Raw genomic sequence first — 16,483 nt, 5'->3', positions numbered from 1 at the left:
AAATTGAAGAGGAGGATTCTATATGGATATAAAAGCGCTTTTTGAAAAGCCTAAGAACGATTTTCCTTTTGAAAAGTCATTTGTGTTTGCAGGTATTCATTTTCATATTCTATCAATGGAATTGCAGGCGATTGAAGATATTGAACATTATATCCCAAAAGAATTGGATCGCCGCGAGGGGGATATCCCTTCACAGATTGAAATAAGGTTTATTATTGATCCGGAGCTTGAACAGTCTGTTCGCAGTGCTTGCTTTCAAAAGGGCGAAACCATTATTGCAAAAAGGAAGTTTACTTACAAACGATTAAAATTAGATGACCAAGTATTATTTGCCTCACATGAAGGTGACGAGCCGCACAGTGTGGCGGTCAATAAGGGGCGTTATGCTGTGATTGGAAAAAACAATAATGAGTCTGCGATACGCTGTCCACTGCGAATCGTCCGAGAAATTGCCCTTAGAACACTAGAAAACCAAGGTGGATGCTTTACACATGCAGCAGCTGTTTCTTTTGAAGATGGCCAAAAAGGAGCGCTCATTATCGGTGATAAAGGTGCCGGGAAGTCAACCACTATGTGGCAGTTTTTGCATCATGGAGGAGCAGATTTTATCACAAACGATCGTTCTATTTCAGTGCTTGAAGATCAGGAACTGACTGTGTATGGATGGCCGATGTGCTTGGCGCTTGGAGTAGGAACCGTCCAAGCCACAACAAATATACAGGAACTGAAAAACAAAAAATTCAGCCGGTCTCAAGATAAAAGAATATGGGATGAAACCATATCAACAGAGGAAGAGGCAAAAGAAAAATGGGCGAGCGGCTGTAAGTTTGAAATTACACCAAAAGAAGCTGCTGACATGACAGGAACAACGATTCGGAGCTCTACGAAAGTAAATATGGTGATTTTTCCTTCACTCAAAATAGGTTCAGGTGAGATCAGGCTTGTACCAGTAAAAAACGATGATCAAAGAGCAAAAGAAATCATGACAGCAAATATAAGAGAACCAGAAGATCCCGACTATTTAAAAGGCTGGCTCGGACTTCGACATGTGTCAGATACCTTTCTGAGGCAAAAGGCATCTGAGCTTATCCATCACTTGTTTAACATGCCATGCTTTTATTTAGAGGGTGATCCGCGTTACCTGCAAGATGCAATTCCAGATCTGTTAAACAAAAAAGTCAGTTCGATTTAAAGAGACGATTGTCTAAACATTCGTTTGAGCCGGTCTTCACGTTTTTTCATTTGCTCGTGATCTGCTGGCAGCAAAATTTGAAAGAGCATTTCGGCAATTGGCCGTGCGAGCCTTTCGTCAGAGTTCATGAGAATGCAAACTCCTAATTTTTTCTTTGGAATGAATCCAATATAGGAGGTGAACCCTTTAATTTCTCCGCTATGTTCAGCTAAGGTGAAACCGTTAAAAGGTCTCAAAAACCATGAAAGACCAGCACCTCTGCTGAAATCTTCTTCAACCATAACGGGGCTTTGCATTTCTTTTAGAGAATGCTGATGAAGCAGGCTGTTTGCACCGTATTGAGCTTGAATGAATTGAATCAGATCATCTGCTGTGGAGATTAGTCCGCTTGAACCATCCTCCCAAGATGGTGTTTCAGCACTTGGATAGGTTACGTCAGACAGGCCTGAGGAAGAAACTGTATATCCTTTGGCTGTGGAGGCTGTTTCAATAAATCCGGTTTGCTTCAAATCGAGCGGTTTTAGTATGTGGGAATGCACTAATTCTCTATATGGCATATGACTCACCTTTTCTAGCACTTTACTTAATATAGAGTAGCCAAGACTGGAATAATTGATGATAGACCAAGGCGGTGTGAAAATAGTGAGTATTTCAATACATTGAGCTAGAGTCATCTCTCGTATATGAACGGCTTTGTCGAGTGCTTTGGGCAGGCCTGAGATATGAGAGGCAATCATTTGGAAAGTGAGTGGAATTGGTTCAGACAAGTGACTTTTTATGGAAGAAAGCAATGGTTCGTAAGTATGAATGGGTTCATCGAGTTGAATGAATCCTTCCTCTCGCAATTTCATCATCACCATTGCAGTAAAAGGCTTAGTCACAGAACCAATTCGAAAGGTTGTGTCTTTTGTAACAGGGGTGCCGCTTTCAATATCAGCTAGGCCCTCATACCACGACCAAATGTGCTCATCTTCATGAGAAATACAAATGGAACAGCCGGGAATTTGATGTTGCTCCAATAATTTTCTAATGTCGGTGGTTGTATCTTGCAGACGCTGCAGGATCAATTCATTGATCAAAATAGACACCTCTTTCATACAGAATATATATATATTACCAAATGTTTCATGTTGTTTTAAGATGAACGATCAATATTTTTATATTTTAAAAGAGAGCGGGCGATAGAAAATGAAAACAATTCAAAAAACCATTCTTGATATTTTAAAAGGTGATGGCCAAGATATAGAACAAATTCCATATGAGCTTGTGGAACGTAAAGGTGTAGGACATCCAGATACAATGTGTGACGCCATAGCAGAAAGAGCTTCTCAATACTATTCTCAATATTGCATGGAGCATTTCGGCAGGGTGGCACACCACTGGTTTGACAAAGTCATGCTTCTTGGCGGAGATGCGGATGTCACGTATGGGAAAGGGACAATGGTCAAACCGTATCAAGTTGTGTTTGCTGGAAAAGGGGCATACGCATACGGGGATGAGCCCATTCCTCTTAAAAAGATTCTTTTCGATGCGGCAAAGGATGTGTTATCAGAGGTGACAACAGGATTTGACCCTGAAGAACATCTCGTCATTGACTGCCGAATCGTCGATCATCAGGGGGCAGGCCGCAAAAATTCACGATATCGTCCGATGGTTGAAACGGACATGATTGAAATCGGTGATCCAAAGCTTGTGTCAAACGACTGTAACTTACTGCATGCTCATGCTCCGTTAAGCCGTCTTGAGAAGCTGGTCCTTTATACAGAGCGTTATGTGAATGGACCAGAATTTAAAAAGGTCAATCCAGATACCGGCTGGGATGTAAAAATATTTGGAAGCAGACGTCATGAAGATTTCAAACTCATTGTGAACATGCCATTTCTAGCTAAAGATATTCATAGTCTTGAGGAGTATTTTGCCCGCAAAAAGGAATGCCAAGATCAAATCGCTCGCTATATTCATGAAACGTTAGGCCTCACGCCTGATCTCATGCTTAACGCAACAGATCGCAATGGCCGTCCGTACTTAACAGCGCTAGGTTCTGTAGCAGATACCGGCGATGTAGGAGTTGTTGGAAGAGGAAATAGATTAAATGGACTGATCACCCCAATGCGGTCTATGAGTATTGAAGCGCCAGCTGGGAAAAACCCGCTTGATCATACAGGGAAATTATATGGGGTGCTCGCACAACGGTTGGCAGATCAAATTTTTGAAACGATTCAAAAGCCAACAGAAGTGCATATCTTTACTTCAAAAGAGGCACCGCTCCACAACCCTGATGAAATTGCCGTCCGTATTCAGCAGTGGGATGGAAATGAAGTTGATAGAAAAAGAATTGAAGACCTCGTCATGAATGCGGTTCATTCCATGGGCGATGTGACAACAGATTTAATTTTTAAAGGCGTGACAATGTGGTAAAAAGGATGAAAAAAAGAGTCATTGAAGCCGTTCAAGCATGTATTCATACAAAAGAACCTATGGCAGTGACCATTCATCCATATGAAATTGAAAAACAACAACAATTGAATCAACATCATCTTCTGTTGATGCTAAAGCCTGAATTAACAAGTATCAATAAAGGTGTACAGCTTGATCTAATACTAGATGAACTTCTCCAACGATTAGATGATCGTGAGGTAGAAATAGGAGCCGTGCGCGTTATATCATCCTTATATTTGAAGGAAAAGAAAATCATTGAAAATCAATATGGGATGCTAAATAAAATTTCTAAAAACGGTCTGAGTGAAGTGTCAGATGCAGCAAAAAAGATGCTCGCCATGAAATACCCAGAGTTTAAAAAGAAGGAACATTTCATATATGGAGGCCATCAATTTTTACAAAAGTACAAAGAGCTTACGCCATATGGTTTAGAGCTGTTAACCCGAAACGTTAAGGTAGACAAGCTGGGTGCGGGCACATATGCCATAGAGGCCGAGGTGGATGGAGAAAAGATGCTTCTGCTTAATTCATTCCACCCTTGTCAAATAGAGTGGTTCACTGCACCTGCAAAGTCTATTATCGTCCTTGAATGTTTTTCAAAGCAGCCTATGAAGAAGTTAAGAGAAGATTTTATCGGTGCAACGGATCCTAAAGAGGCAAAAGCGGGTTCTTTTAAACACATGCTGCTGTCGGAGCAAAAACGGTTTGGTTTATCTAACGTGTGTACCCGGTTTAATGGCATTCACCTGTCACCGGGTCCTGTAGAAGCAATGGCGGGAATGATTCACTATTTTAGTACACCTGAAACAAGATTGACTCCCGCACATACACTTTTTGGCCAGCTGTTAAAGGAAAATGGCTTTTCGCCGGAAGCATTAGATCTATTATGTAAAGATGTGTCCATTCATTCAAGCGAAACACCCGTATTCGAATTAACAGAAAACCTGAATTGGGATGAAGCACTTGATTTGCTAGTAAAAGTGAGAAACGACATTCAAAAGCATGAACGTGTTCTGTAACGGAGGGAACAACTTGAACAATAAAGGAGCTAGCCAGCGAATTTGGATTGTCGGTCCACCTGGATCTGGAAAAACAACCCTTGCACATCAATTGAAGCAGGAGTTAACGTTACCTCACTATGAACTTGATGCCCTATTCTGGCAAGCGAATTGGAAAAAAACAGATAAGACGGTGTTTATCGATAGTGTCCATGAAATTGTTAAAGAAAAGAAATGGGTCGTTGATGGTCAATATTCATCTGTTCACCACATATTGGCTGAATATGCTGATACGATCATTTGGCTTGATGTCAAGAGAAGACAGACATTCCCCCGCCTTATGAAAAGGACATTCAAACGGCTCATCACAAGAGAGAAACTTTGGAATGGAAATAAGGAGCGAATGGGTAATGCGCTCCAATTTTTCTCATATGCCTTTCAAGTCTATCCAGAGGTGATTCATCAAAACGAAAAGCTTTTTCACAAATTAAAAGAAGAATCTCATGTGAAATGCCTGCGCATAGACAAGCGGGACGAGGCAGACCAGGTGCTTATGAAAATCCAAAACCTTGAGAAAAAGGGGTGAGGACATGACGACATTAGATGATGCTTATAATGTCCTGAAATATTGGTTTTCTGAAAAGTCGATTCGTTTAACACCTTTAAACGGAAGAAGCCCTAATGAAGGGTGGCTTGTAGAAACGATCAAAAACCGCTTTGTCTTGAAAAAATGTGCAAGAAATCATGATGCGGAGTGGCTTCAGTATTTAGAGGATTTAACAGATGCTCTGCTTGATCATCATTTCCCGATCCAGCCTATGGTGAAGACAGAAGACCATCGTAAGACCATTTTATTCAAAGAACATTTTTGGCAGCTACGGCCCTATTTTGAAGGAAGACCATATGAAATGGGAAATCGTTCAGATGAACAAGAAGCCATTCGGGTATTAAAACAGCTCCATTCATTAAAGAACTTACCGAAAGGGCCTGTGAATCCAAACTGCGAATTGAAGAACTGGATTGCTTCTCCGGACGAAACGCTCGGCAAGACGGCTTACGCACTAAAAAAGGTTGTTTCTTCTAAAAAGGCTGCTGCTTTGCTCAAAGTGTATGAACGAGAACTAATGAATATCATCACGCTGTTAAACCCTAGTATATACGAAGCATTACCTCATGCTGTGACACATGGTGACTTTCATTCTGGCAACCTGTTAATTCGTAATAAAAAGCTTGCCATGGTTCTTGACTTTGATACAGCAGGCTTTAGACCACGAATATATGATGCAGCCATATCTGCATTTTTATTAACGAGAATCAAAAGAGGAACGTTTCAACTAGATATTGTGAAAACGATTCAATTTTTAAAGGCATATGCAGATGACTTATCCGAATATGAATGGCGTTCTATATCTGCGTTTATCAGACTTTTATATATTCCAACAGAGCGGTATTTAACACTGCTGCATACCTATACACCTCACCTATTAAACTGGTATATTGATTGGTCTTTCGAAGCACTAGAATCTGCATCGAACCAGCTGAAGGAAGATTGGTATCTCCAAAAGGAGATGAGAATATGAAGGTCGCTGTTGTCACTGGTGGAAATAGGGGCATAGGTAAAGAAGTGTGCAGACAGCTTGCGCAGTGTGGAATGCTTGTTATTTTAACTGCACGGCAGTTTGAAAGTGCCAAAATAGCTGCGTCTGAAATGGCTGAGCATGTTGTGCCATTTCAGCTGGATGTAACAAATGAAGAATCAGTTGAACGTTTCTCGCAATTTATGAAAGATTCGTTTGGCAGAGTGGATGTGCTCATTAATAATGCCGGTGTCTTTCATGACAACATAAAGGATCACACATTTCCATCTTTTCTAGATCTTCCGGTATCGACTCTTCAAGAAACGATGAATGTGAATGTGTATGGTGCAGTCAGAATGACCAAGGCCGTTTTCCCTTACATGAAACAGGGAGGATATGGACGGATCGTCAATGTATCTAGCGGTATGGGAAGGCTTTCTGCGATCTACGCTTCAGACGATGTCAGGCGTGACGGAAAAAGCGGTCCTTACTACCGGATGTCAAAAGCGGCACTGCATGTTCTCACAAAAGTCACCGCTTTAGAAGGGGCACCCTATTCTATTCTTGCGAATGCAGTGTGTCCTGGCTGGGTACAAACGGACATGGGGACATCAGAGGCTGTTAAAACCACACAGGAAGGTGCATCAGGAATCGTGTGGGCGGCACAGCTGCCCCGAGATGGACCAACAGGAGAATTGTTGAGAGACGGGCAAAGACTTCAGTGGTAAGAGGAGGCAGCTACATGCGAGGTATGAAAGGAAAGACGGTTATTGTGACAGGCGGAGCTCAAGGGATTGGATATGCAGTCGCAGAACGAGCCGCACAAGAAGGCGCACAAGTCGCCATTGCTGATCACCATGTAAATTACGGAATGTCAGCAGAAGAACAGCTCAAAGCAAATGGATATGATGTTTTGTTTATAGAGGCTGATATTGCTGATGAAGCATCAATTGTTTCAATGATAGAAAAAACAGCCAATCATTTCGGAAAAATAGACATGCTGGTGAATTGTGCAGCCGTTTTTATCATGCGGGGTCTTGAAGCAACCGTTGAAGAATGGCGGCGCATCATGGATTTGAATATTATGGGACAAGCACTTTGTGTGAAACACACTGCGCCATACATGGAGAAAATAGGAAAAGGATCGGTTGTAAATATTGCCTCCATTTCAGGTCACATTGCCCAGCCGAAATATTTAACATATAACGCGACAAAAGCAGCAGTTGTCAACATGACGCGGTGCATGGCAATGGATTTGGCGGATGCAGGTATTCGTGTAAATGCAGTGAATCCAGGTACGGTATGGAACAAAAATAACGAGCGGTTCCATTTGGAAGAGCTTGGATTAACAAGAGAGCAAGCAAATCAGCATCCTGATATTGGCGGGATGCACATGTTGAAACGAACCGCTGATCCAGAAGAGATCGCATCTGCTGTCATCTTCCTTCTTTCAGATGAAGCGAGTTTTATTACAGGAGAAAATTTGATGGTTGACGGCGGCTATACTGCCATGTAGAGGAGTAAAAATTGCATGAAATTTGATCTGCACACACATCATCAACGCTGTGGTCATGCGGAGGGGAACATCAGAGAATATGTCGATGAGGCTGTGAAATTAGGTCTGGACTTTATCGGGATTTCGGATCACTCTCCCTTCTTTGGTGAAGAGGCTGACCACTTTAAACCATGGGTAGCGATGGCTAAAAGTGAATTTCAATCATATATAGAGGAAGTCCTGCAGTTGAAAAGGGAATATGACGGAAAAATTCACGTGCTGTTAGGTGTTGAATCTGACTATTTTCCAGAACACGAGGCCCTTTACCGAGACGTGTATCGACATTATCCATTTGATTATATCATTGGCTCGGTTCATGTCAGTAATGGATACGACCTATTTAACCGGAAACGGTGGGAACGAATCACAGAGCAGCAAGCCATCATTGAAAAAGAAACATATTACCAGTTGATTAAAATGTCTGCTGAGAGTCAAATGTTCGACGTTTTAGGCCATATTGATGCCTTAAAAGGTTTTTATCCGGAGATTGCTCATCTCAAAACAGAAGCTGTCGATGATGCACTAAAAGCAATTGCGGAGAGTGGTTCTGTCATTGAAGTGAATACCTCTGGCAAAACAAAAGACTGCGGCGGTTGGTATCCATCAATGGATCTATTAGAGCGAGCCAAATTTTATGGTGTGGATGTCACGTTTGGCTCAGATGCCCATCAGCCAGCCCGCGTAGCAGATGATTGGCTGAAAGTAAAACAGGTGCTGAAGGAATTAGGTTATCGGGAATGGTATATCTTTCAATCTCGTCAAAAGCGAAAATTGGCTCTATAAATTCTAAAAAAAGGGGTTATGAAAATGACAAAAGTTCGCGTAGCAATTGCAGGAGTAGGATCATGCGCTTCAAGTATCGTTCAATTTGTAGAATTGGCAAAGGAAAAGATGGATACGCTCTCCGGTGTTATGCATGATGTCATTGGAGGTTATCACTTGTCTGATGTAGAATTTGTTGCAGCTTTTGAAGTAGATCAAAATAAAGTAGGAAAAGACTTGTCAGAGGCCATTTTTACTAAACCAACGGCTGCAGTAAAACATATAGATGTCCCGTTATTCCAAGTAACTGTTGAAGCAGGTCCTTTATGTGATGGTCTTGAAGGAGATTTGTCCAACTGCATACACCCGCATGAACACTCATTAAAAATGAACACACATGATGTGACGCAAAGGTTAAGGGACGTTCAGGCAGATGTACTAGTCTGCTTCTTACCGACAGGTTCCTTTGAAGCAGTTCGAGTATACGCAGAGGCATGTGCACATGCGCAAACTGCCTTTATTAATGCAACACCTGAACCGGTGGCAAATGATCCTGAATTTGTCAAAATGTTTGAAGAGTCGGATACCCCGCTCCTTGGTGATGACTTAAGAAGTCATTTAGGTGCCACAACACTGCATACAGCGTTAATTGAGCTGTTAAAATCCCGAGGGATTGATATTACCAATACGTACCAATTGAATGTTGGAGGCAATACAGACTTTTTAAACCTTGCCAATCCAATGAGATCAACGAGTAAGCAAAAATCGAAGCGGAAAGCATTATTTGCCTCTGGTATTGATGCCAGTGAAGTGGCAGCAGGTCCAAATGGCTATGTCAGCTACTTAGGAGATCATAAAGTCTGCTTCCTGCGATTGGAAGGGAATTCTGTTTTGGATTCAGACATTTCGCTTGAAATTCGTTTACAAGTAGAAGATTCTCCGAATTCAGCTGGTGTTATCGCTAACGCAATGCGTGTAGCAAAAGCAGCTAAAGACATGAATCACAGCGGTGTCATACATGACGTCTGCCCATTCTTATTCAAAAGCCCTCCAATTGGACAAGTAGATTCAGAATCATTGCGTCTATTCAATGAATATGTAGCAAATGCTCAACTGAAAAAGGTGTGATCAGTGGAAGCAGAACTAAATCTTTGCGAGATAAAATTTGCCGCTTTTGACTTGGATGGAACATTAATTGATGACAGAGGCAGGCTTATTGGTGATGTCCATGGCGCAGTGAACATGCTGCGCCAAAGAGGCATTATTTCAATGATTATCACAGGCAGAACGTATGATTCTTTCTGCTCTCTGAACTTAGATCCATCTTTACTCGATTTATTTCATCATGATGTGTTATTGAATGATGGAAATGTGATTTGCCACCATCAAAAGAAAACATTTGACGTTATACAATATCTAGATGCTGCTATATGCCGGCAGATCATCTCATCACTTGATGGTCAAGCTGAATTTGTTATGGAAACACATGGAAAGCATGTGGCATCCAGTAAAAGCGCTAAGTTGAAATATTGCATGCTTTACACATTTCCACGAGAAAAAATAGAGGTTGGTCATCAGAAAGAATTCAGATTTGACCGTGTGACAAAGCTATTTATTTTACCGAAACAAAAGATAGATATCGCTCATCTATTAAGAGATTGTCATTGTGATGTTGCGGATGCACAGTTTTTAAATGCACAAGTGATTTCCCCGAAAGGAATTTGTAAGGCAGATATGCTTGAACGTCATTTATTAGATTGTTTTGGAGAAAGTGATTTACATCGTGTGATTGCTTTTGGCAATGGTCACAATGACAGACTGCTGCTGAAGAAGGCGAGGTGGGGGCTTGCAGTTCAAGATAGCCATCCATCGGCGATTGAGTTATGTGATGTACATCTGGGGGAGTCTATTTATGAATATCTTGATAAAGTTTTACAACCATTAGAAGCACCAAAAGTGATCAATGAAAAGGGAGGTATTTAGTTGAAAACCCTTCAGCTGCCTTTACCAGATGCACTAGAAGATACAATGATACCGGATTTTGTGGAAAGAGTTTCTTTTCTATCTGCTCACATTTTGCACGTTGATCTTCTTGAAGAGGAATCTGTTATAGAAGTAACAGTAGATCAAACGGGAGATGCTGAGGCAATATCAGCTGCGTTTTTAAAGTTATCGTCAAATGTAGCTCAACTGCGGAGGTTTCGTGAAAAGGAAATGAAATCAAATATTCATTTGTCCAATGAGCCTGTTCATTCGAAACTAAGCGAGGATGATCAAAAGAGAACCTTCTATGATGAAATTGAAATGGAACTCTCACACTATTTTGATCAATTATTCTTAAATATGGGAGCTTCACTTGGAGCCAAAATAAGAAGATACCCTTCTACGATGAGTAAAGAATTAATGGAAAAATGTAAATACCATACGAATTTTCCGCAAAATATTTATTCTGTTTTTGAAATACCTCATGATTACCAAATTATTGATGACATTCGAGAAAAGCATCATGGTTTTCTGCCTGAACACTTCCAGCAAGCAGGCCGTTTTTTACAGCCGTGTATTTGTTATCACTGCTATGAGGAATGGGAAGGAAAGACCTATCTAGACAATCAAATGATGACAGCAGCGGGGCAGTGTTTTAGACATGAAATTTCTTGGAAAGTCGATCCTCTCCGGAAACTAGAATTTAGTATGCGTGAAATTGTCTTTATCGGTGATAACGAATACATCAACGAAACAAGAAAAACACTTCTTGAACGCACATGGCAATGTTTTCATCAGCTTGGCCTTAGCGGAAAGGTCACGACCGCAAATGACCCCTTTTTCTTTTATGATGATATGGATAAAGCGAATTATCAATTAATGGCGAATAGCAAATATGAGTTAGTAGCTGTGACAGAAAAGAAAGACGTTTCGATCGCTTCTTTTAACGACTGTGGAGAGATGCTTTGTGAAAGGTTCCAGATCAAGGGAGAAGATGGTATGCCGCTTTATTCAGGTTGTGCTGCATTTGGTATCGATCGATGGGTGCAAGTCTTTTTGCAAACGTACGGTCGAAATCGAAAGAATTGGCCAAATGAGATGCTTCATATAAAGGAGGGTCACTATGCTGCAAAGTAATCTGACTCAAGAAGAGCACACAGCCCTCATTTTATCTGATCCTTTTTTAGAAGACAGCCAGATAAAAGAGATGCAGGAGCTTCTGTATCAGCAGCAAGACTGGAATGTCATTCTCGGAATGCTACATGTTCATCGAACAGCCGGTATTGCATGGAAAAATATTAAACGTTATGCCATTCATTTAAGAAAAGATTTTAAAGCAACTTATTTTTTAAAGTCATTAGAAATTATGTATAAAGGGCAATTAGAAACGGCACGAGACAATATTACGTTAAATGATCAGTTATTCAAAGCACTTGATCAAAAAGGAATTGAGTATGCCATTGTAAAAGGAAGTGTGATTGGCCAGTGGGCATACTGCGATGTAGGGCTTCGCTTATTTGGAGACAACGATCTCTTTATCTCACAAGATCAGCTGCAAGAAACCGGACATGTATTAAAAGAATTAGGCTATATTCAAGGTTCTTGGAACTATGAAACGGAGACAGTCACACCTGCGAAACGAAAAGACATTCTTTACCTCATCATGAACTCACATCAAACCTACACCTATATGAAACCTACACCAGAATGCCGCTTTATTGATTGTCATAAAATTGATGTTCAGTTTTCAGTTGACCTTATGACAGGAAACCGGACAGATTCAATTGTCCAAGAAATGCTGTCTAGACGAATTCAAACGTCTGTTGATGAGCATCTTGTATGGTCATTAAAAGAAGAGGATATGCTGATTTTCTTATGTATTCATTTTTACAAAGAGGCGATTTATTTAAATGAAGTGGAGTCAATGAAAGACTTGCTGCTTTATAAGTTGCTTGATATATATGGCATGTTTATGAGAGAAGACCTATTGGATGTGGAGTTGTTTGTCCGTCGAACGAAAGCGTATGGCTTTGAAAAGATGGTCTATTTTGCTTTGCATTATGTGAATGAAGTCTTTCCTCATACGATTTCTGATCTTGACATGGATGCACTTCAGCCTGAATCACTTGCTTATTTATCTGAAGTGCTGGATGCAAATGATGTCGTTCATACCTGGAATCAGCCTATTCGCAAACGATTTTTTCACATTAACCGGTCTTTAGAAATACAAAAGCATTCTGTTTATAAGGAGTAGTGTGATGAAAGATCCGGCAGCGCTATTTGATTTTAAGGGAAGAAACGACGTCATATGGTTTGGGAATATGAATCAAGAACAAAGCTGGGACCAAACAAAAGCTTTACCTGTCATGACAGACCATGTTCAAAATGAACTGGTTCTTCAGCAAGAACAGCAACTGCTGTTGATTGCTTCTAAGGATCATCATGTCATTATGCATCACCAGCCAGAACCTGCTTTTTTAGCCTATTTGGAAAAGCAAGGTGTCAAGCTTCCGCATATGGTTCAAAAAGAAGATGCCTTTAAATTAAAGGGACTCATTGTACCCTATCTTTTAGATGAATCGGTTGAACAAGCATCATCGCTTGAAAAAAGAAAGATTTATGGTTCAAATCCAACACTTGTAAAACGATTCAATCATAAGGTTTCGACTAGAAAATGGGCAGAAAAACATCAGTTTACTGTCACGTGTGGTGCTGTTTGTCAAAATGCTGACGAGTTAAAACAGACGTATAACAAATTAAGGTCCAATGATTTCTCAAAAATGGTTTTGAAATTACCATATGGATCATCTGGTAAGGGACTTCGTATTTTAAAAAACGAGAGAGAATTCATGCAGCTTGTGACCTTTATTGATAGAAGGAAAATCCAAACAGAACTCCTTTTAGAGGGATGGCATCCAATTAAGCGATCATTAAATGCCCAATTGCTCATTCAAGAGGAAGGATCACACTTACTTTCAATTACAGAACAGAAAATTAATGAAGACGGCATCTATTTGGGGACCGATTTTGCGCCTATTTATGAACTGGACAAAAAACGTGAATATGAAGTAAGCATGTATCGAATCATAGAGCTTCTATATGAAGAAGGGTATCGAGGTGTGGTTGGCGTTGATTCGATCATTGATATAAATGAACAGCTTATACCGATCATTGAAATAAATGCCCGGTTCACGCAAGTTACTTATTTACTCCCAATCATTTGTCGTTTTTTTTCAACCTACGAATATATTGAAAGCCGCTTTAAAAGATTCTCATGCAGTGCCGACCTGCCGTTTGAAGATGTGTTAACGGAGGTGACCGAAGCACTCGATCCGGGAGAAGATGGTGGGTTTTTTATTTATACTTTCGGTAAAACGAGAGCGGATGATATGTGGCATTATCGCCTGTTTATATTGTTTTACCATATGAAGAAGGATAAGCAGATTCATATGCTGACAAAGTTTGATGATATGGAATTTTCAGCAGAAAGGGGGAGAGAATTTGCCGAAAAATGACTCTACGCTCTTAGAGAAAGCGAATGGTTATGGGACGCCGATGTATGTATACGATGGAGATGCATTGAAAGATCACTATGATCACATTACAGGATGGCTCCATCAATCAGCTGAGGTGTTCTTTTCATTTAAGTCCAATGGAAATGTCTCGATTGCGTCATTGTTACGGTCTTTTGGCGCTGGTATAGAAGTGGCTTCTGCAGGAGAGCTCCTTATGGCTGTTAAAGCAGGTTATTCGCCGCAGCATATCATTTTTTCTGGACCAGGTAAGCAGAAGCAAGAGATCGATGTTGCGATTCAGCACGAGATCTATTGTATTATTGCCGAATCGAAAGAAGAGCTCATCTATATCGCTGAGTCTGCAAAGCATCAAAACAAACGAGCATCCGTCGGCATTCGGATTAATCCTGAATCCATTGAGTCACGAGCAAAAATCAAAATGGGCGGAGTTCCAAGTCCATTTGGGGTAGATGAATCCAAACTAAAAGACGTATTTGACCTATTTCAGAAGTATGATCATTCGCTCTTATTTAAAGGGATTCATATGTATTTGGGGACTCAAGTTCTTGATGAAACATCGCTTTTATCATCGTTTGAATACACACTCAACACGGCTGTTCGAATCAAGAATGAATATGGACTAACTTGCCAGATGGTTGATTTAGGCGGCGGGTTTGGCATTCCGTATTTTCAGCATGAGACACCGCTAAATGCTGAACGGTTATTTCAAAACGTAGCGGAATTGATTCGAGCGTACGAAGCTGAGCTTGAATTTCCGAGGTTTATTATTGAGATGGGGAGATTCCTTTTAGCGGAATGTGGTGTTTATTTAACAACTATAGAATATGTAAAAGAATCAAAAGGGCAGACGTTTTTAATTTCAGATGGAGGAATGCATCATCATCAAGCGATGACGTTTAGAGGCAGGCTGCTCCGCAATAATTATCCAATGCGGCTCATTAAACCTTCCAGCAAACCTTCGGCTGTAGTGAAACAATCGATTGTGGGTCCACTTTGTACCCCAGAAGACTTAATCGGCAGAGAGGTAGAGCTTCCGCAAGGCGATGTAGGTGATCTTCTTTGTATTGAGAAATCTGGGGCATACGGACTTTGCTACAGCCCTACCTTATTTTTAGGTCATTCTTCTCCGCTAGAGCTGCTTTTGTTTGAAGGAAACGATTATGTCATTCGAGAGAGAGGGACTCCGGATGACCTTTTATTGAAACAAAATAGATTATTCTTTAGACAAAGGAGGGATGAATATGACACTGACGGAGCTTCGTCAAGAAACGATTGATCGTCTTGTTTTGCAATTTTCGGAAAGGGCGGGTCAGCTTGATGACGAATTTCAGTTCCCGCATCAGAATCTAGACGAGCTGATTGATTGTGGATTACATGTCGCCAATATGCCGAAACAAGACGGGGGTCTTGGGTATGGATTTGATGAAACGGTGACTCTTTTGTCACACATATCTAAAGGGTGCGCGTCGACAGGACTCATTATGGCGATGCATTACTATTCGCTCGGCGCATTTTCTGAAGTGCTTACAAGTGAGCAGCAAGCCGTAGTTTTTGACGATATTCTGCGTTCAGGAGAACTAATCGCTTCTGTTAGCGATCCGAATGTGATTTTTATTTATCAGCGTAAGCAAATGGACGGAATTCCGACCATTACCGCAGAAAAAACAGAAGGCGGGTATCTTGTGAGTGGAACTAAATTTACAGTGACTGGTGCACCGCGCATTAAATATTTACCGATTTATTGTCAGTATGCGCCGTCGTCATGCACATCTCAATATGGAATGACGGCGCTCTTAATGACATTACCGAGTGAAGGTGCTGCGATTGAGGAATCGTGGAATTATTCGGGCATGAGGGCATCGATGAGTCATCACATTCATTTTGACCAAGTATTTATACCCGATCATCAGCTCATCGGGAGAGAAGGCTACGCAATAGAAGATACTGAAAATTTAATCTACTGGTTTCGTCTAGCTGTTACAGCTGTTTATTATGGCATTGCAAAAGCAGCATATGAACATTCCCTCGGTGTGATATATAAAAGAAATGATCGAATTTCCAAGAAAAAATCAGCCTTTTTACCAGGACAGCAATTTCGTATTGCAGATATGAAAATGAAATTAGATGTTGCACATTCTCAGCTTATGGCTTGCGCTCAACAAGCAGATCAAGAAAAGAAACAAAATCATTACTCGAGTGATTTGTATACGAAGACGCTGATTACAAAACATTTTGTGACGCAAGCAGCAGAAGAAATCGTACAGCTAGCTTCTCAGGTCGAGGGTTTTTCTTCGTTACAGCAAGGCTCTTTGCTCGAGCGTTTAAGCCGAGATGTGAAAGCGGCAAAATTTCATCCGCCTTCTGAAGATTTATTAAAAGAAGTGATTGCGAAAAAAGAGCTGGGCATTATCCCCTTAAAAAATCGCTGGGTATGATGGCAA

Annotated in this window: 16 protein-coding genes; 15 read left to right on the top strand and 1 reads right to left on the bottom strand. The window is 40.8% G+C overall.

The features are described from left to right. Nucleotides 1–22 precede the first annotated feature (22 nt). The gene (locus ACP69X_RS05995) at nt 23–1,192 is read left to right on the top strand and encodes a hypothetical protein (protein ID WP_041084826.1); all 1,170 of its coding nucleotides are present in this window, start codon (nt 23–25) and stop codon (nt 1,190–1,192) included. Here ACP69X_RS05995 and ACP69X_RS05990 read toward each other — a convergent pair. Then, nucleotides 1,189–2,271: a serine hydrolase domain-containing protein gene (locus ACP69X_RS05990; RefSeq protein WP_426052526.1), complete on the bottom strand. Its 1,083-nt coding sequence runs from the start codon at nt 2,269–2,271 to the stop codon at nt 1,189–1,191. The genes ACP69X_RS05995 and ACP69X_RS05990 overlap by 4 nt on opposite strands. Before the next feature lie 109 nt (nt 2,272–2,380). On the opposite strand from ACP69X_RS05990, the gene ACP69X_RS05985 reads away from it, so the two are divergent. Genes ACP69X_RS05985 through ACP69X_RS05920 form a run of 14 tightly spaced genes read left to right on the top strand, consistent with a single transcriptional unit; the run spans nt 2,381 to nt 16,477 of the window. Continuing rightward, complete coding sequence (locus tag ACP69X_RS05985; RefSeq protein WP_052468186.1) at nt 2,381–3,610, top strand: methionine adenosyltransferase; 1,230 nt, start codon at nt 2,381–2,383, stop codon at nt 3,608–3,610. A 5-nt stretch (nt 3,611–3,615) separates the two neighbouring features. After that, the gene (locus ACP69X_RS05980; protein WP_426052525.1) at nt 3,616–4,650 is read left to right on the top strand and encodes a hypothetical protein; all 1,035 of its coding nucleotides are present in this window, start codon (nt 3,616–3,618) and stop codon (nt 4,648–4,650) included. Between the two features lie 13 nt (nt 4,651–4,663). Then, complete coding sequence (locus tag ACP69X_RS05975) at nt 4,664–5,215, top strand: AAA family ATPase (protein ID WP_052468184.1); 552 nt, start codon at nt 4,664–4,666, stop codon at nt 5,213–5,215. A 4-nt stretch (nt 5,216–5,219) separates the two neighbouring features. Further along, nucleotides 5,220–6,209 (top strand): phosphotransferase enzyme family protein, encoded by a 990-nt coding sequence (locus tag ACP69X_RS05970; RefSeq protein WP_426052524.1) that lies wholly within the window; start codon nt 5,220–5,222, stop codon nt 6,207–6,209. Further along, nucleotides 6,206–6,934, top strand: coding sequence for an SDR family NAD(P)-dependent oxidoreductase (locus ACP69X_RS05965; RefSeq protein ID WP_041084822.1), 729 nt, complete (start codon nt 6,206–6,208; stop codon nt 6,932–6,934). Before ACP69X_RS05970 ends, ACP69X_RS05965 begins: the two co-directional genes overlap by 4 nt. A 14-nt stretch (nt 6,935–6,948) precedes the next feature. Continuing rightward, nucleotides 6,949–7,722: an SDR family NAD(P)-dependent oxidoreductase gene (locus ACP69X_RS05960; protein WP_041084821.1), complete on the top strand. Its 774-nt coding sequence runs from the start codon at nt 6,949–6,951 to the stop codon at nt 7,720–7,722. 15 nt (nt 7,723–7,737) lie between these two features. Then, nucleotides 7,738–8,544, top strand: coding sequence for a histidinol-phosphatase (locus ACP69X_RS05955; protein WP_058837675.1), 807 nt, complete (start codon nt 7,738–7,740; stop codon nt 8,542–8,544). Between the two features lie 24 nt (nt 8,545–8,568). After that, nucleotides 8,569–9,651 (top strand): inositol-3-phosphate synthase, encoded by a 1,083-nt coding sequence (locus tag ACP69X_RS05950; protein ID WP_426052523.1) that lies wholly within the window; start codon nt 8,569–8,571, stop codon nt 9,649–9,651. 3 nt (nt 9,652–9,654) lie between these two features. After that, nucleotides 9,655–10,506, top strand: coding sequence for an HAD hydrolase family protein (locus ACP69X_RS05945; RefSeq protein WP_426052522.1), 852 nt, complete (start codon nt 9,655–9,657; stop codon nt 10,504–10,506). After that, nucleotides 10,507–11,643 (top strand): aminoacyl--tRNA ligase-related protein, encoded by a 1,137-nt coding sequence (locus ACP69X_RS05940; protein WP_064498467.1) that lies wholly within the window; start codon nt 10,507–10,509, stop codon nt 11,641–11,643. Then, entirely contained in the window at nt 11,630–12,760 is a 1,131-nt protein-coding gene (locus ACP69X_RS05935; protein ID WP_426052521.1) for a nucleotidyltransferase family protein, read from the top strand. Before ACP69X_RS05940 ends, ACP69X_RS05935 begins: the two co-directional genes overlap by 14 nt. 4 nt (nt 12,761–12,764) lie before the next feature. Further along, nucleotides 12,765–14,021, top strand: a complete 1,257-nt coding sequence (locus tag ACP69X_RS05930; protein ID WP_426052520.1) for an ATP-grasp domain-containing protein — start codon at nt 12,765–12,767, stop codon at nt 14,019–14,021. Further along, nucleotides 14,008–15,318, top strand: a complete 1,311-nt coding sequence (locus ACP69X_RS05925; RefSeq protein WP_426052519.1) for a type III PLP-dependent enzyme — start codon at nt 14,008–14,010, stop codon at nt 15,316–15,318. The genes ACP69X_RS05930 and ACP69X_RS05925 overlap by 14 nt, the downstream gene beginning before the upstream one ends. Continuing rightward, nucleotides 15,284–16,477 (top strand): acyl-CoA dehydrogenase family protein, encoded by a 1,194-nt coding sequence (locus ACP69X_RS05920; protein ID WP_041084813.1) that lies wholly within the window; start codon nt 15,284–15,286, stop codon nt 16,475–16,477. The genes ACP69X_RS05925 and ACP69X_RS05920 overlap by 35 nt, the downstream gene beginning before the upstream one ends. Nucleotides 16,478–16,483 lie beyond the last annotated feature (6 nt).

This window comes from Bacillus sp. DC4300-2b2, assembly GCF_049895685.1.
Lineage (GTDB): Bacteria > Bacillota > Bacilli > Bacillales > Bacillaceae > Bacillus > Bacillus safensis.
This window is presented reverse-complemented; position numbering and strand designations above follow the sequence as displayed.

Bases quoted from the DNA above. Each gene is read 5' to 3' on its own strand.
- ACP69X_RS05995 (WP_041084826.1), top strand. From the start codon at position 23: ATGGATATAAAAGCGCTTTTTGAAAAGCCTAAGAACGATTTTCCTTTT.
- ACP69X_RS05985 (WP_052468186.1), top strand. From the start codon at position 2,381: ATGAAAACAATTCAAAAAACCATTCTTGATATTTTAAAAGGTGATGGC.
- ACP69X_RS05980 (WP_426052525.1), top strand. From the start codon at position 3,616: ATGAAAAAAAGAGTCATTGAAGCCGTTCAAGCATGTATTCATACAAAA.
- ACP69X_RS05970 (WP_426052524.1), top strand. From the start codon at position 5,220: ATGACGACATTAGATGATGCTTATAATGTCCTGAAATATTGGTTTTCT.
- ACP69X_RS05965 (WP_041084822.1), top strand. From the start codon at position 6,206: ATGAAGGTCGCTGTTGTCACTGGTGGAAATAGGGGCATAGGTAAAGAA.
- ACP69X_RS05960 (WP_041084821.1), top strand. From the start codon at position 6,949: ATGCGAGGTATGAAAGGAAAGACGGTTATTGTGACAGGCGGAGCTCAA.
- ACP69X_RS05955 (WP_058837675.1), top strand. From the start codon at position 7,738: ATGAAATTTGATCTGCACACACATCATCAACGCTGTGGTCATGCGGAG.
- ACP69X_RS05950 (WP_426052523.1), top strand. From the start codon at position 8,569: ATGACAAAAGTTCGCGTAGCAATTGCAGGAGTAGGATCATGCGCTTCA.
- ACP69X_RS05935 (WP_426052521.1), top strand. From the start codon at position 11,630: ATGCTGCAAAGTAATCTGACTCAAGAAGAGCACACAGCCCTCATTTTA.
- ACP69X_RS05930 (WP_426052520.1), top strand. From the start codon at position 12,765: ATGAAAGATCCGGCAGCGCTATTTGATTTTAAGGGAAGAAACGACGTC.
- ACP69X_RS05920 (WP_041084813.1), top strand. From the start codon at position 15,284: ATGACACTGACGGAGCTTCGTCAAGAAACGATTGATCGTCTTGTTTTG.